Below are 26,405 nucleotides of genomic sequence, written 5' to 3' on the forward strand. Positions count from 1 at the left end.
GTCGATAAGCCGGGCCAAGATTTTGCTGCACGCATGCCGTTGTTGCCAAGGATCCAGAGATCCTTCGCCGGCATTCATCGAGTCCGGGAGAGAGCCATGGCCGCCGATAAGAATGCCTTCGTCTGGGAAGATCCGTTCCTGATCGAGGACCAGCTTTCAGAAGATGAGCGCATGGTGCGCGATGGTGCCGCGGCCTTCGCCGCCGACAAGCTCGCGCCGCGCATCGAGGACGCGTATCTCAACGAGACCTTCGACACCGCGATCTTTCGCGAGATGGGCGATGCCGGCCTGCTCGGCATCAACATCCCGGAAGAGTTCGGCGGGCTCGGCGCCAACTATGTGACCTACGGGCTGGTCGCGCGGGAAGTCGAACGCGTCGATTCCGGCTATCGCTCGATGATGTCGGTGCAGTCGTCGCTGGTGATGTATCCGATCTACGCCTATGGCTCGGACGAACAGCGCAAGAGGTACCTGCCCAAGCTCGCCAGCGGCGAGTGGATCGGCTGCTTTGGCCTGACCGAGCCTGATGCCGGCTCCGATCCGGGCGGCATGAAGACGCGCGCCGAGAAGACCGCCAAAGGCTACAAGCTCTCCGGCTCCAAGATGTGGATTTCCAACGCGCCGGTCGCCGACGTGTTCGTCGTCTGGGCGAAGCTGAAGGGTGAGAACGGCAAGGACGAGATCCGCGGCTTCGTGCTGGAGAAGGGCATGAAGGGGCTTTCGGCGCCGAAGATCGGCGGCAAGCTGTCGCTGCGGGCGTCGATCACCGGCGAGGTGGTGATGGAAGGCGTCGAGGTCGGCGAGGACGCGCTGCTGCCCAACGCCAAGGGCCTGGGCGGCCCGTTCGGTTGCCTCAACCGGGCTCGCTACGGCATCTCCTGGGGCTCGATGGGTGCGGCGGAAGATTGCTGGCATCGCGCCCGCCAGTATGGCCTTGACCGCAAGCAGTTCGGCAAGCCGCTGGCCGGCACGCAGCTTTACCAGAAGAAGCTCGCCGACATGCAGACCGAGATCGCGCTCGGGCTGCAGGCATCCTTGCGCGTCGGACGGCTGCTCGACGAAGGCAAGATGGCGCCGGAGATGATCTCGATCGTCAAGCGCAACAATTGCGGCAAGGCGCTCGACATCGCCCGCCAGGCCCGCGACATGCATGGCGGCAACGGCATCCAGATCGGCTACCACGTCATGCGCCACGCGCAGAACCTGGAGACCGTCAACACCTATGAGGGCACGCACGACGTGCACGCGCTGATCCTGGGGCGGGCCCAGACGGGGATACAGGCGTTCTTTTGAGCGACTTTACGCCGGCAACCGGTTCTTTAATTTAGGTGCAGCGCAACATCCGCTTGGAGAATGGCGGCCAGATGTGTCAGGGTTCGGCTGAATAAACGCCGATCTCCGGGGTCCCATGGCAATTCTGGCAGCCGTCTACCACCTGACCCACTACAAATATGACCGGCCCGTGGTTCTCGGGCCCCAGATCATCAGGCTGCAGCCGGCACCGCATTCCCGCACCAAGGTCTTGAGCCACTCGCTCAAGGTCGAGCCGGCGAACCACTTTGTCAATTTGCAGCAGGATCCCTACGGCAACTTCCTCGCCCGCTTCGTTTTTCCCGAGCCGGTGAGCGAGCTCAAGATCGAGGTCGACCTCGTCGCCGACATGACGGTCTACAATCCGTTCGATTTCTTCGTCGAACCATCGGCCGAGACATTCCCGTTCGAATACCCGGAAGAGATCAGGGACGACCTCGCTATCTACCGGACGCCGGAACCGGCGGGGCCGCTGCTTTCGGCTTTCCTGACAACCATCGACACCGGCGCGAAAAACACCGTCAATTTCCTCGTCGACCTCAACGCCCGGCTGCAGCGCGAGATCGCCTATATCGTGCGCATGGAGACCGGCGTGTTCTCGCCGGAGGAAACATTGGCCGCCGGCAAGGGATCGTGCCGGGATTCAAGCTGGTTGCTGGTGCAGATCCTGCGCAATCTCGGCATCGCCGCGCGCTTCGTGTCGGGCTATCTGATCCAGCTCAAACCCGACCTCATCGCGCTCGATGGGCCGGCCGGCACATCGGTCGACTTCACGGATCTGCACGCCTGGTGCGAGGTCTATCTTCCCGGCGCCGGCTGGATCGGCTTCGACCCGACTTCCGGCCTGCTCACCGGCGAGAGCCATGTGCCGCTTGCCGCCACCCCGCATTTCCGCAATGCGGCCCCCATTTCCGGCATGGCGAGCTTTGCCAATGTCGAATTCGGCTTCGACATGCGGGTCGACCGCATCGCCGAGCATCCGCGGATCACCAAGCCGTTCTCGGATGAAAGCTGGCGGGCGCTCGACGCGCTCGGCAACAAGGTCGACGCAGCACTTGGCGAAGGCGATGTGCGGCTGACCATGGGCGGCGAGCCGACCTTCGTGTCGATCGATGATTTCGAGTCGGCCGAATGGAACACCGCCGCCGTCGGGCCGACCAAGCGCGAAAAGGCCGATGCGCTGATCCGTCGGCTGCGCGAACGTTTCGCGCCGGGCGGCTTCCTCCATTACGGCCAGGGCAAATGGTATCCCGGCGAAAGCCTGCCGCGCTGGACCTTTTCGCTCTACTGGCGTGCCGATGGCGAGCCCGTATGGAGCGACCCGTCGCTGATCGCACGCGAAAAGAGTTCGGCCGATATCGGCCCCAAACAGGCCGAAAGCCTGCTCACCGCGATCGCCGGTGAACTCGGCATCGACACGTCGATGGTCAGCGAAGCTTATGAAGACCCGGCCGAGTGGCTGCTCAAGGAAGGCAAACTGCCGGAGAATGTCGATCCGTCCAATTCCAAGCTGGAAGATCCCGAAGAGCGCAGCCGTATGGCGAAAGTGTTCGAGCGCGGGCTGACCAAACCGTCCGGCTACGTGCTGCCGGTGCAGCGCTGGAACAGCCAGGCGTCGGGGCCGCGCTGGCGCTCGGAAAAATGGAAGACGCGACGCGGGCGGCTGTTCCTGGTGCCTGGCGATTCGCCGGTCGGTTATCGCTTGCCGCTCGGCACGCTGCCTTATGTGCCACCGGCGCAATTCCCCTACATCGTGCCGGTCGATCCGTCGCTGCCGCGTGGAGCGCTGCCCGCGCGTGAAGCCATCTTGCCCTCCGCCGCGCCGGCCGAACTTGAAGGCGCCGACGAGATGGCGCGCCGGCAACAGGCGGCGTCGTTCACCGCCGCCACCGGCCAGCAGGACCGGGTCGAACAGGAGATCACCGAGATAGGCGGCGCGGTGCGCACCGCGCTCTCGGTCGAGCCGCGCGACGGAAGGCTCTGCGTGTTCATGCCGCCGGTTGAAGCACTTGAGGACTATCTCGAACTCGTCGCGGCCGCCGAGAACGCTGCGCGAGCCATCGGTCTTCCCGTCCATATCGAGGGCTATGGCCCGCCGCATGATCCGCGCCTCAACGTCATCCGCGTCGCGCCCGATCCAGGCGTCATCGAGGTCAACATTCATCCGGCTGCCAATTGGCAGGATTGCGTGGCGACGACGACGGCAATCTATGAGGAAGCGCGGCTGACGCGGCTTGGCGCCGACAAATTCATGATCGACGGCCGCCACACCGGCACTGGCGGCGGCAATCATGTCGTCGTCGGCGGCGCGACACCAAACGACAGCCCGTTCCTGCGCCGGCCCGATCTGTTGAAGAGCCTGGTGCTGCAATGGCAGCGGCATCCGTCGCTGTCCTACCTGTTTTCGGGCCTGTTCATCGGCCCGACCAGCCAGGCGCCGCGCTTCGACGAGGCGCGCCACGATTCGCTCTACGAACTCGAAATCGCCATGGCGCAGGTGCCGCATCCCGACCAGGGCGCGGCACCCCTGCCGTGGCTGGTCGACCGGCTGTTCCGCAACCTGTTGACGGACGTGACCGGCAACACGCATCGCTCGGAAATCTGCATCGACAAGCTGTTTTCGCCGGATGGGCCGACCGGACGGCTCGGCCTGGTCGAATTCCGCGGCTTCGAAATGCCGCCCAACGCGCGCATGAGCCTTGCGCAGCAGCTTCTGGTCCGTGCCATCATCGCCCGTGCGTGGAAGAACCCGCTCGACGGCCGTTTCGTGCGCTGGGGCACGTCGCTGCACGACCGCTTCATGCTGCCGCATCATGTCTGGGCTGATTTTCTCGACGTGCTCGACGACCTCAAGCTCAACGGTTTCGAATTCCGGCCTGAATGGTTCGACGCACAGCTCGAATTCCGCTTTCCCTTCTGCGGCGAGGTGCGGCATGCCGGAATCAAGCTGGAACTGCGGCAGGCGCTGGAGCCGTGGCATGTCATGGGCGAGCAGGGCGCGATCGGCGGCACCGTGCGCTTTGTCGATTCCTCGGTCGAACGGCTTCAGGTCAGGACCGAAGGGCTCAATCCGGAACGCCACGCAATCGTCTGCAACGGCCGCATCGTGCCGATGAAGGTGACGGACAATCGCGAGGTGGCGGTGGCGGGCGTGCGCTTCAAGGCTTGGCAGCCGGCTTCGGGCCTGCATCCGGCGCTGCCGGTCAACACGCCGCTGGTGTTCGACATCTACGACCGCTGGTCGGGCAGGGCGGTCGGCGGCTGCGTCTACCATGTCGCCCATCCCGGCGGCCGCAACTACGACACTTTCCCGGTCAACGGCAACGAGGCGGAAGCGCGGCGGCTCGCCCGCTTCGAACCGCGCGGCCACACGCCATCAGGCTATGTGCTGCGCGAGGAACAACCGGCGGAAGATTTCCCGATGACCCTTGACCTTCGGCGTCCACCCAGACTGTGATCGGACATGGCAAAGGGGAATCACAAGAGGGTACGCGGCAAGCCGCAGATCCACAGCCTGCTGGGGCACTACCAGCCGATCGACGGTGTCGTCGACGAAATGGTCGATGCGTCAGGCAATCCCCGTCCGGTGTGGAAGCAGTTCATCGAGGCGCTCGACGAGATAGGGTCTGAAAAGCTCGGCCAGCGTTTCGCCCGCGCCGACCAGTATCTGCGCGATGCCGGCGTCTATTACCGCGTCTACGACAAGGCCGGCGCCAATGAGCGCGAATGGCCGCTGGCGCATGTGCCGTTGCTCATCGAAGACGCCGAATGGGCCGCAATCAGCGCCGGGCTGATCCAGAGGGCCGAGCTGTTCGAGGAAACCATTGCCGATATCCATGGGCGCAACCGGCTGGTCGAAAAAGGCATCCTGCCGGCGGGACTGATCGCGGCCAGCCCCGAATATCTGCGGCCCGTGATCGGTACCACGCCGGCCGGTGGGCATTTCCTGCATTTCTGTGCTTTCGAGCTCGGCCGTGGGCCCGATGGCCGCTGGTGGGTGCTGGGCGACCGCACGCAAGCGCCATCGGGCGCCGGCTTCGCGCTGGAGAACCGCGTCGCCACCACGCGCGCGCTGTCCGACATCTACGGCGAAATGCACGTGCACCGGCTCGCCGGCTTCTTCCGCCGCTTCCGCGATGCGCTGATCGGCATGGCCAGGGAAACCGACGGCCGCGTCGCCATCCTGACGCCGGGGCCGCTCAACGAAACCTACTACGAACACGCCTATATCGCCCGCTACCTCGGCATCATGCTGCTCGAGGGCGAGGATCTCACCGTTTCCGGCGGCAGGCTGATGGTGCGCACCGTTTCCGGCCTGATGCCGATCAGCGTGCTCTGGCGGCGTCTCGACGCCGCCTTCGCCGATCCGCTCGAATTGCGATCGGATTCGCAGATCGGCACGCCGGGGCTGGTCGAAGCGATCCGCCAGGGTGCTGTTGCGACCGTCAACGCGCTGGGCTCGGGCCTGATGGAAACGCGGGCGCTGCTTGCTTTCCTACCCAAGATCGCGCGCGAATTGCGCGGCGAGGAGCTGCTGCTGCCGAGCGTAGCGACCTGGTGGTGCGGGCAGGCGACGGAACGCGCCCATGTGCTAGCCAATATCGACCGCATGGTGGTCGGTCCGGCGCTCTCGACGAGACTTGCCTTCGAGGATGATGGCCAGACCACGCTGGGCTCGACGCTGTCGGCCGGAGAGCGGGCCGAGCTGGTGGCGCGCATCGAACGCGATGGCGTTGCCTTCGTCGGCCAGGAAGCGGTGACGCTGTCAACGACACCGGTCTTTGTCGGGGGCTGGCTGGAGCCGCGGCCGGCGAGCCTGCGCGTTTATCTGGCCCGCACGCCCGAGGGCTGGACGGTGATGCCGGGCGGGTTCGCCCGGGTCGGCCTGTCGCTCGACCCGACCGCGATCGCCATGCAGCGCGGCGGCCAGGCGGCGGACGTCTGGGTGGTCAGCGACAGGCCGGTCGAGCGTGAAACGCTGCTGCCGCAAGAGAGCGACAGCTTCAGCCGCACCAGGCCGGGCAGCTTGCCCAGCCGCGCGGCGGAGAACCTGACCTGGCTCGGGCGCTATATCGAGCGCTCGGAAGACACGGTGCGCATCCTGCGCGCCTACCATGTGCGGCTGGCCGAGACGTCCGACCCGGACATGCCGCTGCTGGCCGATATCAGGGACTATCTCGAACCGTTCGGCATCGACGTCGCGACGGCGATCCCGTTGGGGCTGATCGGGACGCTCGACAGCGCCGTCTACAGCGCCGGACAGATCCGCGACCGCTTCTCGCCCGATGGCTGGCTGGCGCTGAAGGACCTGTCCAAGACCATCCATCAGTTCGCCAAGACGGTGGCGCCGGGCGACGATGCGACACGGGCAATGACGGTGATCCTGCGCAAGCTCGCCGGCTTCTCCGGCCTGCTGCACGAGAACATGTACCGCTTCGCCGGCTGGCGGTTCCTCGAGATCGGCCGGCGGCTGGAGCGCGGCATCCAGATCGCCCGTACGCTGTCCCGGCTGACCGCCGCCAAGGCGCCGGATGGAGCGCTCGACATGATGCTGGAGATCGGCGACAGCGTCATGACCCACCGCCGGCAGTACCCGGTGCAGGCCGGCCGGCGCACGGTGATCGATCTTCTGGCGCTCGACCCACTCAATCCGCGATCCATCCTGTTCCAGCTCGAAAGGCTGAAGGCGGAGATCGGCCTGCTACCGTCGCTTGGCGGCGAGGGGCATATGTCGCCCGCGGCAAAGGAGATCCTGCAGCTCAACACCCAGATCGCCATCAAGGAGCCTTCGGACATGACGGCAAAGGCGCTCGACGAACTCGCCTATGAAATAGGCGGTCTCTACAACAGCCTCGCCAAGGCCTATTTCGGCTAGCGTATGCTCTACGACATCAGGCTCCATCTCCATTACGACTATGCAGCCGCGGCCGGCGGCGGCCGCCATCAGATCCGCGTGCTGCCGTCGACGATATCAGGCGTGCAGCGCGTCATCGCCGCATCCCTGTCCTTCACGCCGGCGCCGAATGAACGGTCGGATTTTTTGGACTTCTTCGGCAACAACGTCACCTCCATCGCCTTTCGCGACGCGCATGATGCGCTCGACATCCGTATGAGCGCGCGCGTTTCGGTGTCGCGGCCCGAACCCGGGCTCGACGTGTCGCCCAATATCGCCCGGCTGAGGCAGGAGCTGGCCGCCGTGCGGTCGCTGGCCCCTGATGCGCCGCACCATTTTCTGGTGGGAAGCGCTCACTCGGGCATCGACGCGGCGATAACCGCCTATGCGGGGGACAGCATTGCCGGCTCGGCCGCCGGTACGGCGATGAGCCTCTGCAATCGCATCCATCGTGACTTCACCTATGACGGCGAAGCGACCACGGTGCGGACCCGGGCCAGCGATGCCTTCAAGCTGAAGCGCGGCGTCTGTCAGGATTTTTCGCACATCATGATCGCCGGCCTGCGCGGGCTCGGCATTCCGGCCGGCTATGTCAGCGGCTTCCTGCGCACCATTCCACCGAAGGGGAAGCCCCGGCTGGAAGGCGCCGATGCCATGCATGCCTGGGTCAAGGTCTGGTGCGGGCGTGACGCCGGCTGGCAGGAGTTCGATCCGACCAACGGCATGCGGGCGAGCAACGACCACATCACCGTCGGCTACGGCCGCGACTATTCGGATGTCGCGCCGATCGTCGGCGTTCTCAAGACCACGGGCGGTCAGGTGGGCGAACAGGCTGTCGACGTCATTCCTGTCGCGCTCGAAAAGGCGTGAATGCGAGCGAAACGCCGAGGCGTCCCGTTGTTGCAATTCTGGATTGTCGAAGGCGACTTCTCAAACATTGAACGGGCCGCTAGTCTGTATTTGTTCCGAGGGACAACCATCGTACTGCCAAGGCGCGCGAGCGCGGGGTTTTGTCATTGAAAGCGGTCAGCGTCGTCATTCCTGCCCACAATGCAGCGGCCACAATCGCCACAACACTGGCGTCACTCGCCGGCGAAGCCGAGGTCATCGGCGAGGTCCTGCTGGTCGACGATGCATCGACGGACGGCACGACGGCGACGGCGCTGCGGGCCGCGGCGCAACTGTCCTTGCCGCTGCGTGTGCTGCCGTCCAATTGCCTCGACGCCGGCGGCGCCCGCAACGTGGCGCTGGCTGAGGCACTCCATCCTTGGGTTTACCTGATCGACGCCGACGATCTGCATCTTGATGGCGGATTGCGCGCACTGCTGCGGCAGGCCGAGAGCCAGCCGAAAGCCGACATGATCGTTGGCGCCTATCGGCGGCGGGTGAGCGGTGAGGATCGGCAGATCAAGGTGCCGAACGGCTACCAGGCCGCCTGCCTGGCGAACGCTTCCGCCTATGTGAAAGGCGACATACGGTCGGTCGCGGTGGGCAGCGTGCTGGCATCCCGGCGCCTCATCGGCGAGACGCGGTTTCCTGTGGGGCTTGCCTATGACGAGGACACCCTGTTCTGGGCACGGCTGATGAGCAAAGCCTCGTTGGCCATGATGCCGCAGCCGGTGATGGTCTATGAGGTTTCGCCCACCCGTTCGGACGATCGTTTTGCGATAAACCCGGCGCGGCGCTTCCTGGAGTGGCGCCGCGAACTGCGCACGCTCACGGATTGCAGCATCCCGGTCTCGGCGCTCAAGGCCAGGGAGGGACTGGTCGCCCTCAAGATCGCCCGCGTCCACTACGCCCGTGGCGACCTGGACACCGCCGCGCGTTTCCTGGCGGTGGCGGCGGTTGCGCCGAAGCGACGGTCGGAGGCATGGCGCTGCCTGCGCTACAAGCTCAAGCTCGCCGTGCGCCGCCGGCTGTCAGCTCAACAGATAGAACTACAAGGCGTTCTTTAGAGCAAGTCGGCCCCCGTTCGACGTCGCATTACCGACTTTTCGCACGGCTGTGGAACCAGCAGTCAGCCAATGGCTTATCTACCGACATCCGCGGGGAGCCGTCATGCTGCAGAAATCCGGATCATCCTACAGCCGATCGGCCGGCGGTGTAGCGAAGAATGGGGCGCAGCTTTCGGCAAGGGATGCCGCGCTGACCTATGTCAGCGATGCCGAGCCCGGTATCCGCCGGCTGAAGGCAGGCAAGCGGTTTTCCTACAAGGGGCCGGACGGGAAAGCAGTCTCGGATGCCACCAGGACCCGGATCGAGGCGATCGTCATTCCGCCGGCTTGGACGGATGTCTGGATCTCGCCCGACGCGCATGGGCATATCCAGGCGACGGGAAGGGACCAGCGGGGGCGCAAGCAGTATCGCTATCATCCACAATGGGCCGAGGAACGCGATGGTGCCAAATATTCAAGCCTCGTCGCCTTCGCCGAAAGCCTTCCGGATCTCCGGCGCACCATAGACCGCGATTTCCGCCGCCGCGGCCTGCCGTTTGAGCGTGTCGTCGCTGCGGTCGTCTGGCTGCTCGACAACACGATGATCCGCGTCGGCAATGCCGCCTATGCGCGTGACAACAAGAGCTTCGGCCTGACGACATTGCGCGACCGTCATGTCGACATCAAGGGATCGAGCCTGCGCTTTGCCTTCAAGGGCAAATCCGGCAAGGAATGGAGACTGAAGCTTGTCGACCGCCGCATCGCCAGGATCGTACGGGGTGCGCAGGATCTGCCGGGCCAGAAGCTGTTCCAGTATCTCGACGAGGACGGCAACCGGCGCCCGGTCCGCTCCGACGACGTCAACCGCTATATCCGCCAGGCGGTCGGCGATGCCTTCAGCTCGAAGCATTTCCGCACATGGGGCGGCACCATCCATGCCGCGTCGCTGTTTGCGCAGACGGAGCTGCCTGAGAGCCAGGCACAGAAAAAGCGAGCGATGAACAGTGTCATCGACAAGGTCGCCGAGCGGCTGGGCAACACCCGCGCGGTCTGCCGCAAATGCTATATCCACCCGCTGGTCTTCGAGGCCTGGCTGGAGGGGCGTCTGCTTGCCGAAATGGCGGACGCCAACAAGCGCAAGCGGTCCATCGAGGGTCTCGATGAGGAGGAGGCGCTCGTGCTGAGATGGTTGAAACGCACGAACGGTGACTGAAGGCAATCGTCAGCCGCCATCTCGGGATTTTTTTATCGACGTCGTGTCGGGATCGGCCCTACTGTTCCGTCCTTTGATACAGAAAGGACCAGCCATGCTCTACGCCATCCTCTGCTATGCCTCCGAAGACGTCGTCAGCTCGTGGAGCAAGGCGCAGGACGATGAAGTCATGGCCAACCTCCTCGGCGTCCAGGAGAAATACGCCAAGGCCGGCCGGCTTGGTCCCGTGGCGCGGCTTCTGCCGACGACGGCGGCGACCACGCTGCGGAAGGTCAAGGGCGAATCGATCGTCATCGACGGCCCGTTCGCCGAGACCAAGGAGCAGTTCCTCGGTTTCTATACGCTGGAATGCGCCGATCTCGACGAGGCCGTCGAGTTCGCCCGGGAGCTTTCCGAGGTCAATCCGAGCGGCGGATCCTATGAGATACGGCCGGTCTCGGTGTTCAATCCCACCGGGGTTGCCGTATGACCGAACTTGCCTGGATCAGCTCCGCGATCAGCGCCGCCCGCCCGCAGGCGATGGGCGCGCTGCTGCGCTATTTCCGCGATCTCGATACGGCGGAGGAAGCTTTCCAGGATGCCTGTCTCAGGGCGTTGAAGAACTGGCCGCAGAACGGACCGCCGCGCGATCCGGCGGCCTGGCTGATCTTTGTCGGCCGCAACAGCGGCATCGACGCGGTGCGCAAGCGCGCCAAGCAGGCGCCGATGCCGGAAGAAGACCAGATCTCCGACCTGGACGATGCCGAGAGCGATATCGCCGAGCGGCTGGACGGAGCGCATTACCGCGACGACATATTGCGGCTGCTCTTCATCTGCTGCCATCCGGACCTGCCGGCGACCCAGCAGATCGCGGTCGCGCTGCGCATCGTTTCCGGCCTGACCGTCAAGCAGATCGCGCGCGCCTTCCTGGTCGGCGAGAGCGCCATGGAGCAGCGCATCACCCGCGCCAAGGCGCGCATAGCCGACGCCGGTGTGCCGTTCGAGACGCCGGGCGCCGTCGAGCGATCCGAGCGGCTCGCGGCGGTGGCGGCCATGGTCTACCTGATCTTCAACGAGGGCTATTCCACCAACAGCGGCGAGGCGCCGGCCCGCGCGCCACTCTGCGAGGAGGCGATCCGGCTGGCCCGGCTGTTGCTGCGGCTGTTCCAGACCGAGCCGGAAATCATGGGGCTGGCGGCGCTGCTCCTGCTCCAGCATGCGCGCGCACCGGCCCGTTTCGACGAAGACGGCGAGATCGTGCTGCTCGAGGACCAGGATCGCAGCCTGTGGAGCCGCAAGATGATCGATGAAGGGCTGGCCCTTGTCGACAAGGCCTTGCGCCACCGCAAGCCCGGTCCTTACCAGGTGCAGGCGGCGATCGCCGCCCTGCATGCGCGGGCTGACAAGGCCGAGGACACCGACTGGGTGGAGATAGACCTGCTCTATGGCCTGCTCGAACAGATGCAGCCGTCGCCGGTCATCACGCTCAACCGCGCGGTGGCGGTCTCCAAGGTGCGCGGCCCGGAAGCCGCCCTTGCCATGATCGAGCCGCTGGAGCCGAGGCTTTCCGGCTATTTCCATTTCTTCGGCCTCAAGGGTGGGCTCCTGATGCAGCTCGATCGGGGCGAGGAAGCACGCGTCGCCTTCGACCGGGCCATCGCGCTTGCCAACACGGCGGCGGAAGCAGCCCACATCCGGATGCATATCGACCGCTTGATGAAAGACGGGGCCGTGCGCACGCCGGCAAAAAAGGCCAACTGAGCAGTATTCGCCCGCCTGGCTCAATCGTCTCTGGCTCAATCTTGTAATTTGGGCTTGGACCATGCCGGGGTGGCGATTTTCCCCTGAAACGAGTAAGGCCACGCCATGACTTTGCCTGAAGTGCCTTTCCGGCACACGGGCGGCATGGCGCGAGGCTTCGACCCGACGCCATATGGTGACGACGGGATCTGAAAGGGACAAAAATGACCATAGCCAAGGAAACGGCCGAGCTTCTGGCGAAACTGGGTGTTGCCAGGGAGGCGCTTGTCGGCGGCGACCTCATCGTGAAGAGCCCGGTGACGGGTGAAGAGGTCGCGGCGCTGAAGACGATCTCGCCGGCCGATGCGGCCAGGTCGATCGATGCCGCGCACAAGGCGTTCCAGTCCTGGCGGCTGGTGCCGGGTCCCAAGCGCGGCGAACTGGTGCGGCTGCTCGGCGAGGAATTGCGTATCCACAAGGCCGAGCTTGGCCGGCTGGTGTCGATCGAGGTCGGCAAGATCCCGTCCGAGGGGCTCGGCGAAGTGCAGGAGATGATCGACATCTGCGATTTCGCTGTCGGTCTGTCGCGCCAATTGTACGGCCTCACGATCGCCACTGAGCGCCCCGGCCATCGCATGATGGAAACCTGGCACCCGCTCGGCGTCGTCGGCGTCATTTCCGCCTTCAACTTCCCGGTCGCGGTGTGGTCGTGGAACGCAGCGCTGGCACTGGTCTGCGGTGACGCGGTGGTGTGGAAGCCGTCGGAGAAGACGCCGCTGACCGCACTTGCCTGCGAGGCGATCTTTGCGCGCGCCGTCAAGCGTTTCGGCGCCGACGCGCCGCAGGGCCTGCTGCAGGTGCTGATCGGCGACCGTGCCGTCGGCGAAGTCCTGGTGGATCATCCCAAGGTGCCGCTGGTGTCGGCTACCGGCTCGACGCGCATGGGCAGGGAGGTCGGGCCGCGGCTGGCCAAGCGCTTTGCGCGCGCGGTGCTGGAACTCGGCGGCAACAATGCCGGCATCGTGGCGCCCAGCGCCGACCTCGACATGGCGCTGCGGGCGATTGCCTTCGGCGCCATGGGCACGGCCGGGCAGCGCTGCACGACGCTGCGGCGCCTGTTCGTGCATGAGAGTGTCTATGACGCGCTGCTGCCGCGGCTGAAGAAGGCCTATCAGAGCGTTTCGGTCGGCAATCCGCTGGAGACGTCCTCGCTGGTCGGGCCGCTGATCGACAAGGCTGCCTACGAGGCCATGCAGAAGGCGCTCACTGAAGCCACCGCCCATGGCGGCAAGGTGACCGGCGGCACGCGGGTGGAAAACGGTCATCCCGATGCCTATTACGTGCATCCCGCCCTTGTCGAAATGCCGAAGCAGGTCTCGCCGGTGACCGAAGAGACCTTCGCGCCGATCCTCTATGTGATGAAATATTCGGATTTCGACGCCGTGCTCGACGAGCACAATGCGGTGGGTGCGGGCCTGTCGTCGTCGATCTTCACGCGCGACCTGCAGGAATCGGAGCGCTTCCTCGGCGTTGACGGTTCGGACTGCGGTATCGCCAACGTCAACATCGGCACGTCGGGGGCCGAGATCGGCGGTGCCTTCGGCGGCGAAAAGGAAACCGGCGGCGGCCGCGAGAGCGGCTCCGACGCCTGGAAGGCCTATATGCGGCGCGCCACCAACACGGTGAACTATTCCAAGGCGCTGCCGCTGGCCCAGGGCGTCTCATTCGACATCGACTGAGACCGCCGGGGGTAGTCCAAGGCTGGTGTCGATCAGGCTCGGCGAGCATCAATCGACACAGGTGGAGGGCGTACATGCCGCACTGACGCTGGACAGTTTCCGACGCTTGTCCAGCGTTGGCTTTTCGTGCCGTCTCTTCATGCAGGGTCCTCCCGGTATGTCTTGTCGTGCAAGCGTGTCTCGCTTGCAGGAGGCGCTTCGGCGATCAATTCACGCAGGTCGACGGCGTGCAGAGCGCCGTGACGCTGGACAGTCGTTCGCGCCTGTCCAGGGTCGGCTTTTCTAGAGCAATTCCAGGAAAAGTGTGAAACGGTTTTCCGTCCGGAGTTGCGTTAAAACAATGAGTTAGAGCAGTTTGCCGTTTCCGTGAAACGGTGAATTACTCTAGCGTCTTTTCATGTAGTTCCTCTCCAATCATGGCGCCGCGCATAACGGCTATTGGAGTGCCAGTAGGCATGACGGATTCGTGCATCCCCCGTGCGGGAGACGCCACACGCGTCAGCGGCCTGCCGTCGCGCCAAAGGTTTCGGTGAAGGCGGCATCCATAATCGCCAGCTTCACCGCCTGGGCGGCCATGTATTCCCCATAGAAATCGCGCGACACCCACATGACCGACTGGCCCCGTTGGCCGAGCCAGCCGACACTGCCGAGGTCTTCGGCGGCGCGAAGCTTGCGTGCAAGGTGGGTGCGCGACAGTTTCAGCCATTTGGCGAAATCGCCGATCGAGACGACGCCGGTGGGGATCCGATCGAGGCCGGCATGCCCGGGATCGACGCCCGATATCAACCAGTCCATCACGACGCCGCCATTGTTGAGCCAGGTGAACAGGGAAAAGGTCTGCTTGGGCTCGCGCACTGGATTGGACGAGAGCAAGCCATCGGCAATCCGTGGCTGCAGCATGGCGAGCGCGTCCGGCCTGGCCAGGAACACGGCCAGGCGGTTCGCACCGTCGAGACTGTCCAGCGTCTGCAGATGCGCCATCAGCCAGAGGGTAACCGGCTCCAGGGAGGCGGTGGCCGGCCGCAGGGGGCGGATGCGGCCATCCTGTGCCGTGGGCACATACTCGATGAAACCGTAGTGCAGCATTTCCTTGACGAAGGCGTCGGCGGTGTTGCGGCTGGCCACCGAATTCTGCCGGATCGCGTCGAGGAAACGCGCCGTCGTCAGTTCCTTGCGATAGTCGTCTGGCTCCCGCCTGAAATGCAAGGCAAGACCGATATGGGCCATGAGCCAGCGTTGCTGCGTGGCAAACACCGACGCGAGCCGCGGATTCATCTCATAGGTCTGGTTCATCGCCTGTGCCTGGACGCGGATACAGCGATGCAGTGCCGGATGATCGGCAATTTCTTCCAACGTCAGCGCCATTCCCCCCGCTGCGATAAGCCCCCTTGTCGCGAAGACGCAGGAACACATTTTCAGTCTTCGCGGCTCGTGTCCAGACGCCGGCCGTCAACAGTGGGTGAATGCGTTAGCGGGTACAAATCACGGCAGCGTTTCATCGCTTCGCGCAAACGCCGCTTCTCAGCCACCGCCTGGCGATGGCGGAAAACAAGTCTCGAAGGCGGTATCGACAACGGCCAGCTTGGCGGCCTGGACAGTCATGTATTCCTCATAGAACCCGTGCGACACCCACATCACCGAATGGCCGCGCTGACCAAGCCAGCCGATGCTGCCTAATTCCTCGGCGGTGCGCAGTTTGCGGCCGAGATGGGTGCGCGACAGCTTGAGCCATCTGGCGAAATCGCCGATCGAAACCACGCTGGTCGGGATTCGCTCCAGACTGGCGTGATCGGGATCGATACCGGACATCAGCCAGTCCATGACGATGCCGCCATTGTTGAGCCAGATAAACAGGGAAAAGGTCTGGTTGGGTTCACGCACCGGCTTCGAGGCCAGCAGGCCGTCGGCGATCAGGGGCTGCAGCGTGGCAAGCATGTCGGGCCGGTCCAGGAATCTGGTCAACCGGTCGCCGCCATCGATATGGTCAAGCGTGCGCAGATGGGCAATCACCCAGCCGGTGAACCTCTCGATGGTGGCCGCCGTCGGCTGCAGGGGATGCGTGCGGCCGTCCCCGCCCGCCACATACTCCGCGATGTTGTAGTGCAGCATCTCCTTGATGAAGGCGTCCGCCGTGTTGCGGCTGGCCACCGCGTTCTTGTGCACGACCTCGATGAAACGCGAGACCGTCAGTTCCTTGCGGCGGTCGTTCGGATCGCGCCTGAAGTGCATGGCTAGGCCGACATGGCCCATGAGCCAGCGCTGCTGCGTGGCGAAGATGGAAGCCAGCCGCGGGGTTTCCTCATAGATTCGGATCAGGGACTGAGACTGTTCCTGAACGTAGCGGTGCAAGGCCGGATGGGCCGCTATGTCTTCCAATTTCAGCGCGGATCTCCTGAAGCTTTGAAACAACTCTGATGGCGAGACTGCGTTCCTCATTTTCCAGCCTTCGGTATTTGTGTCCAGACGTACCAATTGCGAAGAACAGGGCCAGCCGAGATACGGATCCACGGCGACAGGTTCACGGTTCAGTCTGCTAACTGATTGCGATGGCTTGGAAAAATCCTCCCAATCATAGTCAGCCGAAGGAGCGCGCGTTGGATTGATCTTCCAACACGGCAAACCCGAACTACGATATCACCTATGCCGGTGCGTGCCTCATCGCAAGCCACCAGTACAGTGGCCTACAACGCCTATGCACGTGATGCCTGCAGCCGGTGACGGCCTTCTTCACCGGCCAGCTTGGCCTTCGGCCAACGCATGGCCGAAACCGCTTCCATCCGCGCAATCGGCTCGGTCCGACAGGCTCCTGCCTTGCTCGTTCGCGAGGCTCGATGGAAAAACGGCGCCCCGGAAATCTGTCCGAGACGCCGTGCGATCATGGTCAGCCCGTGTCAGCCGTTCGGGTAATAGCCGCCATCGGCGCCGTCGCCGATGTAGGTGCCGCCGCCTGAATCGGTTTGCAGTTGCTGATCCAGCCTCTCGATCTGGCCGAGCAAGCTCTGGTATGCACCGCCACCCGTGGCCGAGCGATGGATGCTGTCGGCCCGCATCATCAGGTCGTGCTCCTGCTCAGGGGTGATCGCCTTTGCATCCATTGCCTCGACAATCCCCTGCTTGACGCCCTGCAACTGGTCCAGGACCGCCCGTGCCTCGACGGACATGCCGCCAGGCTCGACCCGGTGGCGATGCACCGCGTAGGCACTCGATAGTGGCACCGCCGCCAGGAGCGATGCGATTGCTATGATCCTTGGTGTGAAACCGCGCATGGTTGCGCCTCCCTTCAACGGGAAAGCGGTAGGTTATCGCTTTCCGATCGCGGGCAATCTGCTGCGTCGCGTCGTGATGATCCTGTCATCGCCGGCGGATCGTGGCCCGCAAAGTCGATATAGGGATGTTCCGTGGCCCGGCATGGCAGAGGAACGGAAAGTTGACAGCTTGTGATCGACGGCGGGCTCACTCCCCAGCTTGCACGGTTGGTTGCTGGGGATACCGTGCCCGTGAACGCAATTGCCCGCACCAGCGACTGAAGCGGTCGACATAGATGTAGATGACCGGCGTCGTGTAAAGGGTGAGGATCAGGCCGCCGACGATTGCGATGCCAAGCGGCTGGCGCAGTTCCGCGCCCTCGCCAAGGCCGATCGCCAATGGCACGGTGCCGAACAATGCCGCCATGGTCGTCATCATGATCGGGCGGAAGCGCGGCAGGCACGCCTGGTAGATGGGCGTCGTGCGCCGGCTTGGCTTCGTTGCGCTCGGCAGCGAGCGCGAAGTCGATCATCATGATCGCGTTCTTCTTGACGATGCCGATCAGGAGGATGATGCCGATCAGCGCCATGATCGAGAACTCGATGTTGAACAGGGTCAGCGCCAACAAAACGCCGACACCGGCTCTCCGCGGCCATCCGCCTCGGTCGCGCCATCGCCCCCTGGTGGGCGCCTTCTACATGCGCATCAACAGGCCGCCATCGACGGCAAGCTCGATGCCGGTGATGTAGCTTGCCGCGTCGGAGAGGAGGAACAGCGCGGCGTTGGCCATGTCCTGCGGCGTGCCGATGCGGCCGAGCGGTGCGTAGCTCGCCACGGCCGAGCGCTTTTCCTCGGTGTCCCAGCGCGCCTGCAAAGGCGTCAACGCCATGCCGGGGCAGATGGCGTTGGAGCGGATGCGCTCACCGGCGAGCTGCATGGCGAGTGATTTGGAGAGCGCGCACACACCTGCCTTCGAGGCCTGGTAGGCGTCCTGTGGATTGGCGTCGCCGCGATACCACTGGATGGTCGAGAAATGCACCATGGCGCCGCCGCGCCCGCCCGAGCGCATATGCGGAACGACCGAGCGTGCGGTGTGGACGAAGGATTTCAAGTTGATGTTGAAGACCTCGTCCCAGACGTCGAGGTCCATTTCGAGCGCCGACTTGTCACGGCCGAACCACAGCACGCCTGCGACATTGGCGAGATAGTCGATGCCGCCGCGTTCGCGGCCCGCCGTGTTGACGACCTGTTCGACGAAGGCGGCGTCGGTCAGATCGCCCTGCGCGAAGGTGAGCCTGTCGTCATAGGCGGCCAGCGACGCCGGACGGGCCTTGACGTCGATGGCGGTGACGGAGGCGCCGGCATCGAGCAGGGCCAGCGTGATCGCCTCGCCCATGCCGCCGCCCGCGCCGGCGACCACCGCATGCCTGCCGGTGAAATCGTAAGCGATCATCTCAACTCCCCTCATTTGCTGCCGCCAATGCGCGATGTCGGGACAATAGGGGCGGATAAAAATTCCATCAAGCGGTATTAGAAAAAATTTGCCAAAATGGAAAATCGCGATATCGTGCCCCGAATGACCTCTCATCTCGGATGGATTTCACGACCATGAACCTGCATTCCGGCGCGCGGACCTTTTCCGTGACTTCTCCCGTCGACGGCTCGACCTACACGACGCGCGCTTATGCGGACGGGGTGGCGATCGAGACCGCGCTGAGCCGGGCACGTGCCGCGCTACCGTCGTGGCGGCGCACGCCGCTGGCCGAGCGGCTGGCGATCCTGCTGCGCTTCGGCGAGGAAATGAAAGCGCGGGCAACGCCGCTCGCTGAAATGGTGGCGTGGCAGATCGGCAGGCCGCTGTGGCAGGCCGATGAGACGCCGCGCCTGGCACTGGTTGGCGAACTGCTGGCCGGCGTCGCACCGGAAACGCTGGCCGATGTGGCGTATCCTTCGGACGAAAACATCCGCCGCTACGCCAAGCCCGTGGCAGGTGGCCTGCATCTGTCGATCTGCGCCTGGAACTACCCGACCGCCATGCTCGGCTACCTCGTGACGTCGCCGCTCGCGGCCGGGAATGTCGTGATCTTCAAGCATTCGCCGCAGACGCCGCTGATCGCCGAACTGGCCGAGGATGCCTTCCATGCCGCCGGTGGCCCGGAAGGTGTCTTCCAGAGCCTGCACCTCGACCATGCCGATGCCGAGAAGCTGATCGCGTCGGGTGCCTTCAACGCGGTGAATTTCATCGGCTCGGTCAATGGCGGAAGGCGTGTCCATGCGGCCGCCGCCGGCACCTTCACACAGGTGCATCTCGAACTCGGCGGCAAGGACCCGACCTATGTCAGGGCCGATGCCGATATCGAGGCGACGATCCCGCAGATCGCCGAGGGCACCTACTCCAATGCCGGCCAGTCCTGCTGCTCGGTCGAGCGCATCTATGTCGACAAGGCGATCCACGACCGCTTCGTCGAAGCCCTGGTCGCCGAGACGGCCAAATGGACCATCGGCCATCCCTTCGACGAGAAGCCGATGGTCGGCCCCGTGGTGCGGGCAAGTGCGGCCGACACCATTCGCGGTCTCACTGACAGCGCGGTGCGGGCAGGGGCCAGGCGCCTGATGCCGCGGGACGGCGCGCTCAAGGCCTCCGGCCTTGGTCCAGCCTATGTCGCGCCGGAGGTGCTGGTGGGTGTCGATCACACCATGCAGATCATGCGCGACGAACTGTTCGGGCCGGTGGCCTGCATCCAGCCGGTCGGCAGCGACGACGAGGCGATCCGCCTGATGAACGACAGCGATTTCGGGCTGAGCGCCTCGATCTGGACCAGGGATATCGAGCGCGGCGTGGCGCTGCTTGACGAAGTCGAGGCCGGCACCGTCTATCTCAACCGCTGCGATCATGCCGACCTGCATCTGCCCTGGGGCGGCATCAAGAACTCCGGCCTTGGCCGCACCAATGGCCGAGCTGGACTGGCGGAGGCGACAGCGGCTAAGGCCTATCATGTCCGCTCCGTCATCGGCTGATGCGGAGCTTGGTGCTATGAACGGTCCCGGCCTTGCAGGGCTTGACGATGCGGCCATCGCCGCGCTGGCCGCGGCCGGCGTCGAGCGGCTGCACATCGATGCCGCCAGCCCCTACCTGCTGATCGCCGAGCACGCCGGCCATGTCGTGCCCGCGCCCTGGCATGACCTTGGCCTGCCAGGGGACTATCTCGGCACGCATTTCGCGGTCGACATCGGCATCGACGCCTTGACGCGCCGGCTGTCGCGCATGTTGCGGGCGCCGGCCGTTATCGCGCACTATTCGCGGCTGTTCCTGGACTACAACAGGCCGGCCGGCGAGTGGGACTTCATGCGCCCGGATCTCGGCGGCATCCCGGTGCCCGGCAATGTCGCGCCGGATGCCACCGATGTCAGGCTGCGCAAGTCCATCGCCTGGGCGCCGGTCGAACAGGCAATCGTCGAGGCCGCGGCCGGCAGGCAGGCGCTGGTCTCTGTGCATTCCTTCACCCCGGTTATGGGCGGTGTCAGGCGCAATGTCGACATTGGCGTCTTGTGGCGGGAGCCGTCCGCCTTTGTCACCTCAGTGCTGAAGACCCTAGGCGCGCACGGTGCGGAAGCAGGCCTGAGGATCAGCGACAACGAACCCTATGACTGGCGCCAGGCGATCGGCTACACGCTGAACCGGCACGGGCTGGAGCAGGGCAGGCCTTGCCTCTACCTCGAGGTCCGCAACGACCTGCTTTCCGATCCGGAAACATTCGAGCTTGTCAGCCGCACGCTCGAGACCGTCTTCGCAACTGTTGCGATGTCGCTATGGCCGAAACCAGCCGTAGCCGTCTAAAGGCTGGACGCCCCAAGGCGGCCCCGCTAGAGCTTGTCGAATTGGAAACACGACAGCCAAGGGCGTGGGCGATGCAGGGCAATGTGGGCAGCAAGATCCGCGACGCGCGCAAGGAGCAGAATATCACGCTGCGCGATCTCAGCGAACGCTCCGGCCTTTCCGTGTCGCAACTGTCGAAACTCGAGAACGGCAAGGCGCGGCTGACGGTCGATGTCGCGTTGATGATCGCCGGCGTGCTGCATGTGCCGGTGGCTTCCTTCCTGTTCAGTCCCAAGCCCGGCATGCAGGCACGCCGTTCCATCACGCGCGCCGGCAGCGGCATCCTGCACCAGGGCAATGCCATGGAATTCGAGGTCTTGTGCAGCGATTTCCGCGACAAGACCAACATTTTCTGGCGCGTCACGCTGCGCGCGAAGAGTTTTGAGGAGAATGGCGGCTGGCGCAGCCATTCGGGCGAAGAGTTCATCCACGTGCTGAGCGGCAGCTTGGAACTGCACACGATCCACTATGATCCGACGGTGCTGCTGCCAGGCGACAGCATCCTCTTCGACGGCGAAATGCAGCACGCCTATATCGCGCTTGGTGACGAGCCCGTCGTCATGCTCATGTCGAACACGGTGCCGCGCGACGGGCTTCCCGCCGGCGCTGGAATTTGAGCCCAAAGCTGACCGCACAGCTGCTCATCTCAGAATATTTTCTAAAATGGAAAAAAATACTTGTTATGGAAAAGTCAGAGGTCTAGCATCCACTTGACCGGCCGAGAGGAGAAATAGCCATCGACCGGGATGGGAGAGGTGACCGATGCTGTCGGTTGAGGCAGTCAGCAAGACCTTTGGCGGCGTACAGGCATTGCGCAATGCGTCGCTGTCGTGTGAGGCCGGCGAAATCCTCGGCCTGATCGGCCCCAATGGCGCGGGGAAATCCACCCTGGTCAATGCCATCTCCGGCGTGCTCAAGCCCGATACCGGGAGTGTCCGGCTGGGAGGCCAGGAGATCACCGGCCATGGTCCCGAGCATTGCGCCCGGGCGGGGGTCGCGCGCACCTTCCAGACCATCCGCCTGTTCAAGGATCTGACCGTCAGGCAGAATGTCGAGGTCGCCCATATCACCTGCCGGGCGGTTCGCCCGGATGCGGCGGCGCGCATCGGCATCGACCAGTTGCTCGCCCAGTATCAGCTCGATGGGTTTGCCGACGTCCCGGCCGGCACGCTGTCCTATGGCAGCCAGCGCCGGCTCGAAATCGCCAGAGCGCTGGCGTTGGGCCCATCGCTGCTTTTGCTCGACGAGCCGGCCGCGGGCCTCAACGAAGGCGAGTCCGAGACGCTGGCCGTGGCGATCGAAGGCATTCGCAGCGATGTCGGCTGCGCCACCATCGTCATCGACCACGATCTGCGCTTCATCAACCGGCTGTGCGACCGGCTCTGTGTCATGGACCAGGGCCAGGTGATCGCCTCCGGAGAGACCGAAGAGGTGTGGCGCGATCCGCGCGTCATCGAGGTTTATGTCGGGCAGTCCGCCACATCGTGACGGCTCCCGGGCCAGCAACAACAAGGCAGAAGGAGGGGTTCAAATGGAGAAGATGATCTTGGGAGCCGCGGTCGTCGCGGCGGGGCTTTTGCAGGTGGCGCATGCCGGGGCCGCCGATCTGAAGATCGGGCTCGCCGTGGCGATGACCGGCACCTATGCACCTTACAGCGAAGCCGAAGGCGCACGCTGCATGGCCGACAAGCTGAACAAGGCGGCTGCGGCAGGCGATCCCAAGGTCGAGCTGATGATCGAGGACAACCGCTCCGACCCGCAGCTGTCGGTGTCGCTCGGCCAGAAGTTCCTCGATGCGGGCGCGCAGATCATCACCGGTGTGCCGTTCCCCGACGCGCTGATCCCGACCGCGCAGATCGCGGCACCCTACGGCGCTACCGTGTTTTCGGCGCCGAACACGCAGCTTGAAATGCAGCAGGCAGGGCTCGACAATTTCATCGCCGGCGCGGTGCCCGATCCGATCAACGCGGCGGCCACCGCCAACGCGCTTTACGGCAAGGGCGCGCGCAGCGTGGCATTGATGGTCTCGCCCGATGCCGGCTCCTATTCGGAAAAGCTGCCGGAATGGTTCGGCGAGGTGTTCGAGCATCTGGGCGGCAAGGTCGTCGGCAAGTTCAACTATTCCTGGGGCACCACCGACTGGTCGCCGCAGATCGCCAGCATCAAGGCACTGCCGCAGAAGCCGGACGCCATCCATATCTGCGGCGTGCTGCCCGATGTCGGGATCTTCATCCGCCAGCTGCGCGCCAATGGCTATGACGGCTGGGTCGCCGGCTGCGATGCCTTCGACGACAAGTCCCTGGAAGGCACGGTCGGCGATCCGGCGTCGCTGGAGAAGGTGATGTTCGCCACCCATGGCGCGACCGGCATCGACAGCCCGATCGACAAGTTCCTCGCCCAGTGCAAGGCCGACGGCTACAAGATCAACGGCATCTTCGACGCGCTCGGCGCCGACATGGTGCAGATCAGCTACGAGGCGGCCAAGAAATCCGGCACCGTCGAACCCGCCGCCTTGCGTGATGCGATCCGCGCACCGGGCGGCTATCCTGGCACCACCGCGCCTACCATCTCCTTCGCCGAGAAGAAGGGTTATCCGGTGAAAGCCGTACCGGTGATGGGCTTCTCCAACGGCAAGCGAGTGCTGATCACCGATACGCCGCCGACCTTCGTGCCGGCGCTGAACTGACGGGCAGCAGGTGATGATGATGAGAGCCTGGCAGGCCCGGTCGTGCTGAGCGTCGACAATCTGGTCGTCCGCTACGGCGCGGTGAGCGCGGTGCGTGACCTCAGCCTGAAGGTCGGGCGGGGCGAACTTGTCGCCTTGCTCGGTCCCAACGGCGCCGGCAAGAGTTCGACGATCAACGCGCTGACCGGCCTGGTCACGCCGGCCTCCGGTCGCATCGTGCTTGACGGCCAGGACATCTCGCGTGTCCGCACCGAGGATCGTATCCGCGCCGGGCTGACCTCGACGCCCGAGGGCCGGCACATCTTCGCCAATCTGACCGTGGGCGAGAACCTGCGGCTGGGGGCCGCGACACGACGCGACCCCAAGGGCGTGCGCGGCGATATCGAGCGCTTCCTGGCACTGTTTCCGGTGCTGTCCGAGCGCTACGGCCAAGCGGCCGGCACGCTTTCGGGCGGCGAGCAGCAGATGCTTGCCATCGCCCGCTCTCTGATGTCACGGCCGAAGCTGTTGCTGCTCGACGAGCCATCGCTCGGGCTGGCGCCCAAGATCGTCGTGCAGATCTTCGATTTCATCGGCGAGCTCAAGCGGGAAGGGCTGACGCTGCTGGTGGTCGAGCAGAACGCCAAGCAGGCGCTGCGCTTCGCCGACCGCGTCTACGTCGTCAGCGCCGGCACGCTCCGCTACGACGGGCCGCCGGCCGAGCTTGCCGACGAACATGGCCTCTTCAACCTCTATATTGGCGGGTAGGCGGCGACATGGACTATGCCTTGCAGCAGCTTCTCAACGCGCTGGCCTTCGGCGCGGAATATTCGCTGGTCGCGCTCGGCCTGGCGGTGGTGTTCTCGATCATGGGGCTGGTCAATTTCGCGCATGGCGAAATCATCGGCGTCTCGGCCTACAGCGTGCTCCTGGCGGCCGCCCTTGGCCTGACCTCGCCATTCGTGGCCGTGCTGCTTGCCGTCGCCGCCGCCGCCCTTGCGGCGGTCGCCTTTGAACGGGTGGCGTTCCGGCCGGTACGCTACGCGCCGACGACGACAGGACTGCTTACCGCCTTCGGCGTCTCGATCGTCGTGCAGAACCTGTTCATGCTGCTGATTTCGCCCAAGCCGCAGTCGGTCTCGATCCTCAACGGGCTGAACCAGATGTGGTTCTTCGGCCCGTTCGCGGTGTCGTCGCTGCAGGTGATGGAACTCATCGTCTCCGGCCTGACCATTCTGGCGCTGGTGCTCTTCCTCAACCGCTCGACTCTTGGCCTGGCGATCCGCGCGGCATCGCGCGATTTCGCCACGGTGCGGCTGATGGGCATCAAGGCCAACCGGGTGATCGCCACCGCCTTCGCCATTTCGGGCGCGCTGGCCGGCATCGCAGCCGTCTTCATCATCGCGCGGCGCGGCAGCGTCTCGCCCGATCTCGGTTTCAGCCTGGTGTTGAAGGCCTTCGTCGCCTGCGTCATCGGCGGCTTCGGCTCGCTGGCGGGGGCGGCGGCCGGCGGCATGCTGCTGGGCTTCATCGAAGTCGGGCTGCTGGTTGCCTTGCCGCAGGAATATGGGGGCTTCAAGGATGCGCTCACCTACGTGATCATCGTCGCGCTGCTGGTCTACCGGCCAGAAGGCCTGCTCGGCCAGCGGGTCGAACTCGGCGACAAGGAGATCTGAAGTGAGGGAGATTTGAAGTGGGGGAGATCTGAGGTGTCGCAGGTAATAGAAAACACCGCGCCCCCCGTCGCCACCGTGACGCGGCCCAGCAGCGCCCTGACGCGCTCGCTGATCGGCGGGCTGGTGACGTCGCTGCCGGTGCTGGCGATCGGGCTGGCGATCCTCGGCTTCGCGCCGACCTACTACACCTATCTGGCGCTCGGCGCCTTCGTGAACCTGATCGTCGTCGTCGGCCTGCAAGTGTTCATGGGCAACTCCAACATCGCCAATCTCGGCCACAGCGCCTTTGTCGGCCTTGGCGCCTATGGCGTCGCGATTCTCTCGACACCGCTGGCGATGAAAAAGCTGTCGATCCCCAACGCGCCGTTCGGCTTCGCAACCCTGCAGCTCGACCCGGTGTCCTCCGCGTTGATCGCTCTCATTGTGGTCGGCATCGTCGCCGCTATCAGCGGCAAGGTCATCAGCCGCTTGTCAGGTGTCGCCGCAACCATCGTCAGCCTGGCGCTGCTGATCATCGTCCATTCGGTGTTTCTCAACTGGACGGATCTGTTCAAGGGCAACCAAGCCTTCTTCGGCATTCCAAAAGTGGTCGGCCTGCCCTGGATGCTGGTGTTCTCGGTGGTGGTGATCGTATTGGCACGGCTGTTCAAGGACAGCCGCTGGGGGCTGCAGCTGAGGGCCAGCGCCCAGAGCCCGCAAGCCGCCGCCGCACTCGGCATCGACGCGAAGAAGCTGCGGCTGATGTCGTGGGTGCTGTCGGCGCTGATCTGCGGCCTTGCCGGCGTGCTCTATGCCTATTTCGCCGGCACGATCAGCCCGAAGCTCTTCTACTTCCAGATGATCTTCAACACGCTGGCGATGCTGATCCTGGGCGGCATGGCCACGGTGACGGGCGCGGTGACCGGCGTGATCGTGCTTTCGGTCGGGCTCGAATTCATCCGCAGCATCGAATCCGGCGTGACGATCGGCAGTGTCCAGCTGCCGCAATTGCTCGGCCTGTCCGGTGTGGCGCTCGGCGTCGTCATCGTGCTGTGCATGGCGTTCCGGCCAAGCGGCATCAGCGGCCGCTACGAGCTCGACGAACTGCTATCGCGATTTTTTCGGCGCAACGCGAAATAGCGGCGCCCGGCAT

General features: G+C 64.6%; 21 protein-coding genes and 1 pseudogene. 17 read left to right on the forward strand and 5 right to left on the reverse strand.

Translation table 11 applies throughout. From position 1 onward, the window contains the following. The first annotated feature begins 96 nt into the window (after positions 1–96). The 9 genes from EB815_RS10825 to amaB all read left to right on the forward strand — a co-directional run bounded on the left by EB815_RS10825 (position 97) and on the right by amaB (position 13,809). Positions 97–1,293: an acyl-CoA dehydrogenase gene (locus tag EB815_RS10825; RefSeq protein ID WP_056578194.1), complete on the forward strand. Its 1,197-nt coding sequence runs from the start codon at positions 97–99 to the stop codon at positions 1,291–1,293. Positions 1,294–1,408: 115 nt separating this feature from the next. After that, the gene (locus tag EB815_RS10830) at positions 1,409–4,768 is read left to right on the forward strand and encodes a DUF2126 domain-containing protein (protein WP_056578192.1); all 3,360 of its coding nucleotides are present in this window, start codon (positions 1,409–1,411) and stop codon (positions 4,766–4,768) included. Positions 4,769–4,774: 6 nt separating this feature from the next. After that, on the forward strand, positions 4,775–7,186 hold the full coding sequence (locus EB815_RS10835) for a circularly permuted type 2 ATP-grasp protein (RefSeq protein WP_056578190.1): 2,412 nt from the start codon (positions 4,775–4,777) through the stop codon (positions 7,184–7,186). A gap of 3 nt (positions 7,187–7,189) precedes the next feature. Beyond that, positions 7,190–8,074, forward strand: coding sequence for a transglutaminase family protein (locus EB815_RS10840; protein ID WP_065005774.1), 885 nt, complete (start codon positions 7,190–7,192; stop codon positions 8,072–8,074). A 146-nt stretch (positions 8,075–8,220) separates the two neighbouring features. Further along, the gene (locus EB815_RS10845) at positions 8,221–9,159 is read left to right on the forward strand and encodes a glycosyltransferase family A protein (protein ID WP_056578186.1); all 939 of its coding nucleotides are present in this window, start codon (positions 8,221–8,223) and stop codon (positions 9,157–9,159) included. 103 nt (positions 9,160–9,262) lie between these two features. Next, positions 9,263–10,351, forward strand: coding sequence for a DNA topoisomerase IB (locus EB815_RS10850; protein ID WP_056578184.1), 1,089 nt, complete (start codon positions 9,263–9,265; stop codon positions 10,349–10,351). Positions 10,352–10,445: 94 nt separating this feature from the next. Continuing rightward, on the forward strand, positions 10,446–10,820 hold the full coding sequence (locus EB815_RS10855) for a YciI family protein (RefSeq protein WP_056578181.1): 375 nt from the start codon (positions 10,446–10,448) through the stop codon (positions 10,818–10,820). Beyond that, positions 10,817–12,091: an RNA polymerase sigma factor gene (locus EB815_RS10860; protein WP_056578179.1), complete on the forward strand. Its 1,275-nt coding sequence runs from the start codon at positions 10,817–10,819 to the stop codon at positions 12,089–12,091. The genes EB815_RS10855 and EB815_RS10860 overlap by 4 nt, the downstream gene beginning before the upstream one ends. A 203-nt stretch (positions 12,092–12,294) precedes the next feature. Further along, positions 12,295–13,809: an L-piperidine-6-carboxylate dehydrogenase gene (gene amaB, locus EB815_RS10865; protein ID WP_056578177.1), complete on the forward strand. Its 1,515-nt coding sequence runs from the start codon at positions 12,295–12,297 to the stop codon at positions 13,807–13,809. A 498-nt stretch (positions 13,810–14,307) separates the two neighbouring features. Here amaB and EB815_RS10870 read toward each other — a convergent pair whose 3' ends face one another. The 5 genes and pseudogenes from EB815_RS10870 to EB815_RS10890 form a co-directional block, all read right to left on the reverse strand. Then, positions 14,308–15,174: a hypothetical protein gene (locus EB815_RS10870; protein WP_056578175.1), complete on the reverse strand. Its 867-nt coding sequence runs from the start codon at positions 15,172–15,174 to the stop codon at positions 14,308–14,310. Between the two features lie 156 nt (positions 15,175–15,330). Then, on the reverse strand, positions 15,331–16,245 hold the full coding sequence (locus EB815_RS10875) for a hypothetical protein (RefSeq protein ID WP_056578173.1): 915 nt from the start codon (positions 16,243–16,245) through the stop codon (positions 15,331–15,333). Between the two features lie 455 nt (positions 16,246–16,700). Further along, complete coding sequence (locus EB815_RS10880) at positions 16,701–17,075, reverse strand: hypothetical protein (protein ID WP_056578171.1); 375 nt, start codon at positions 17,073–17,075, stop codon at positions 16,701–16,703. Between the two features lie 187 nt (positions 17,076–17,262). Beyond that, positions 17,263–17,698 (reverse strand): annotated as a pseudogene (locus tag EB815_RS10885) (efflux RND transporter permease subunit); the annotation flags it as partial. Positions 17,699–17,749: 51 nt separating this feature from the next. Further along, positions 17,750–18,508: an SDR family NAD(P)-dependent oxidoreductase gene (locus EB815_RS10890; RefSeq protein ID WP_056578165.1), complete on the reverse strand. Its 759-nt coding sequence runs from the start codon at positions 18,506–18,508 to the stop codon at positions 17,750–17,752. 155 nt (positions 18,509–18,663) lie between these two features. Here EB815_RS10890 and EB815_RS10895 point away from each other — a divergent pair, with 155 nt between their 5' ends. The 8 genes from EB815_RS10895 (at position 18,664) to EB815_RS10930 (ending at position 26,392) form a co-directional block, all read left to right on the forward strand. Continuing rightward, entirely contained in the window at positions 18,664–20,073 is a 1,410-nt protein-coding gene (locus EB815_RS10895; RefSeq protein ID WP_056578383.1) for an aldehyde dehydrogenase family protein, read from the forward strand. A gap of 16 nt (positions 20,074–20,089) precedes the next feature. Further along, entirely contained in the window at positions 20,090–20,893 is an 804-nt protein-coding gene (locus EB815_RS10900; RefSeq protein WP_056578163.1) for an N-formylglutamate amidohydrolase, read from the forward strand. A gap of 71 nt (positions 20,894–20,964) precedes the next feature. Continuing rightward, positions 20,965–21,549, forward strand: coding sequence for a helix-turn-helix domain-containing protein (locus EB815_RS10905; protein ID WP_056578162.1), 585 nt, complete (start codon positions 20,965–20,967; stop codon positions 21,547–21,549). Positions 21,550–21,694: 145 nt separating this feature from the next. Continuing rightward, positions 21,695–22,420: an ABC transporter ATP-binding protein gene (locus tag EB815_RS10910; protein ID WP_056578159.1), complete on the forward strand. Its 726-nt coding sequence runs from the start codon at positions 21,695–21,697 to the stop codon at positions 22,418–22,420. Between the two features lie 43 nt (positions 22,421–22,463). After that, the gene (locus EB815_RS10915; protein WP_056578157.1) at positions 22,464–23,618 is read left to right on the forward strand and encodes an ABC transporter substrate-binding protein; all 1,155 of its coding nucleotides are present in this window, start codon (positions 22,464–22,466) and stop codon (positions 23,616–23,618) included. Between the two features lie 42 nt (positions 23,619–23,660). Continuing rightward, positions 23,661–24,365 carry an ABC transporter ATP-binding protein gene (locus EB815_RS10920; protein WP_056578155.1) on the forward strand — a complete coding sequence of 235 codons (705 nt, stop codon included), beginning with the start codon at positions 23,661–23,663 and terminating at the stop codon, positions 24,363–24,365. Between the two features lie 8 nt (positions 24,366–24,373). Beyond that, on the forward strand, positions 24,374–25,273 hold the full coding sequence (locus tag EB815_RS10925) for a branched-chain amino acid ABC transporter permease (RefSeq protein ID WP_056578152.1): 900 nt from the start codon (positions 24,374–24,376) through the stop codon (positions 25,271–25,273). Positions 25,274–25,306: 33 nt separating this feature from the next. Further along, complete coding sequence (locus EB815_RS10930; protein ID WP_056578151.1) at positions 25,307–26,392, forward strand: branched-chain amino acid ABC transporter permease; 1,086 nt, start codon at positions 25,307–25,309, stop codon at positions 26,390–26,392. Positions 26,393–26,405 lie beyond the last annotated feature (13 nt).

Origin of the sequence: Mesorhizobium loti (assembly GCF_013170705.1) — a bacterium.
GTDB classification, from domain to species: Bacteria; Pseudomonadota; Alphaproteobacteria; order Rhizobiales; family Rhizobiaceae; genus Mesorhizobium; species Mesorhizobium loti_D.

Coding starts and splice junctions, on each gene's coding strand:
- EB815_RS10825 (WP_056578194.1), top strand. CDS start 97: ATGGCCGCCGATAAGAATGCCTTCGTCTGGGAAGATCCGTTCCTGATC.
- EB815_RS10830 (WP_056578192.1), top strand. CDS start 1,409: ATGGCAATTCTGGCAGCCGTCTACCACCTGACCCACTACAAATATGAC.
- EB815_RS10835 (WP_056578190.1), top strand. CDS start 4,775: ATGGCAAAGGGGAATCACAAGAGGGTACGCGGCAAGCCGCAGATCCAC.
- EB815_RS10840 (WP_065005774.1), top strand. CDS start 7,190: ATGCTCTACGACATCAGGCTCCATCTCCATTACGACTATGCAGCCGCG.
- EB815_RS10850 (WP_056578184.1), top strand. CDS start 9,263: ATGCTGCAGAAATCCGGATCATCCTACAGCCGATCGGCCGGCGGTGTA.
- EB815_RS10855 (WP_056578181.1), top strand. CDS start 10,446: ATGCTCTACGCCATCCTCTGCTATGCCTCCGAAGACGTCGTCAGCTCG.
- EB815_RS10860 (WP_056578179.1), top strand. CDS start 10,817: ATGACCGAACTTGCCTGGATCAGCTCCGCGATCAGCGCCGCCCGCCCG.
- amaB (WP_056578177.1), top strand. CDS start 12,295: ATGACCATAGCCAAGGAAACGGCCGAGCTTCTGGCGAAACTGGGTGTT.
- EB815_RS10870 (WP_056578175.1), bottom strand. CDS start 15,174: ATGGCGCTGACGTTGGAAGAAATTGCCGATCATCCGGCACTGCATCGC.
- EB815_RS10875 (WP_056578173.1), bottom strand. CDS start 16,245: ATGAGGAACGCAGTCTCGCCATCAGAGTTGTTTCAAAGCTTCAGGAGA.
- EB815_RS10880 (WP_056578171.1), bottom strand. CDS start 17,075: ATGCGCGGTTTCACACCAAGGATCATAGCAATCGCATCGCTCCTGGCG.
- EB815_RS10890 (WP_056578165.1), bottom strand. CDS start 18,508: ATGATCGCTTACGATTTCACCGGCAGGCATGCGGTGGTCGCCGGCGCG.
- EB815_RS10895 (WP_056578383.1), top strand. CDS start 18,664: ATGAACCTGCATTCCGGCGCGCGGACCTTTTCCGTGACTTCTCCCGTC.
- EB815_RS10900 (WP_056578163.1), top strand. CDS start 20,090: ATGAACGGTCCCGGCCTTGCAGGGCTTGACGATGCGGCCATCGCCGCG.
- EB815_RS10905 (WP_056578162.1), top strand. CDS start 20,965: ATGCAGGGCAATGTGGGCAGCAAGATCCGCGACGCGCGCAAGGAGCAG.
- EB815_RS10910 (WP_056578159.1), top strand. CDS start 21,695: ATGCTGTCGGTTGAGGCAGTCAGCAAGACCTTTGGCGGCGTACAGGCA.
- EB815_RS10915 (WP_056578157.1), top strand. CDS start 22,464: ATGGAGAAGATGATCTTGGGAGCCGCGGTCGTCGCGGCGGGGCTTTTG.
- EB815_RS10925 (WP_056578152.1), top strand. CDS start 24,374: ATGGACTATGCCTTGCAGCAGCTTCTCAACGCGCTGGCCTTCGGCGCG.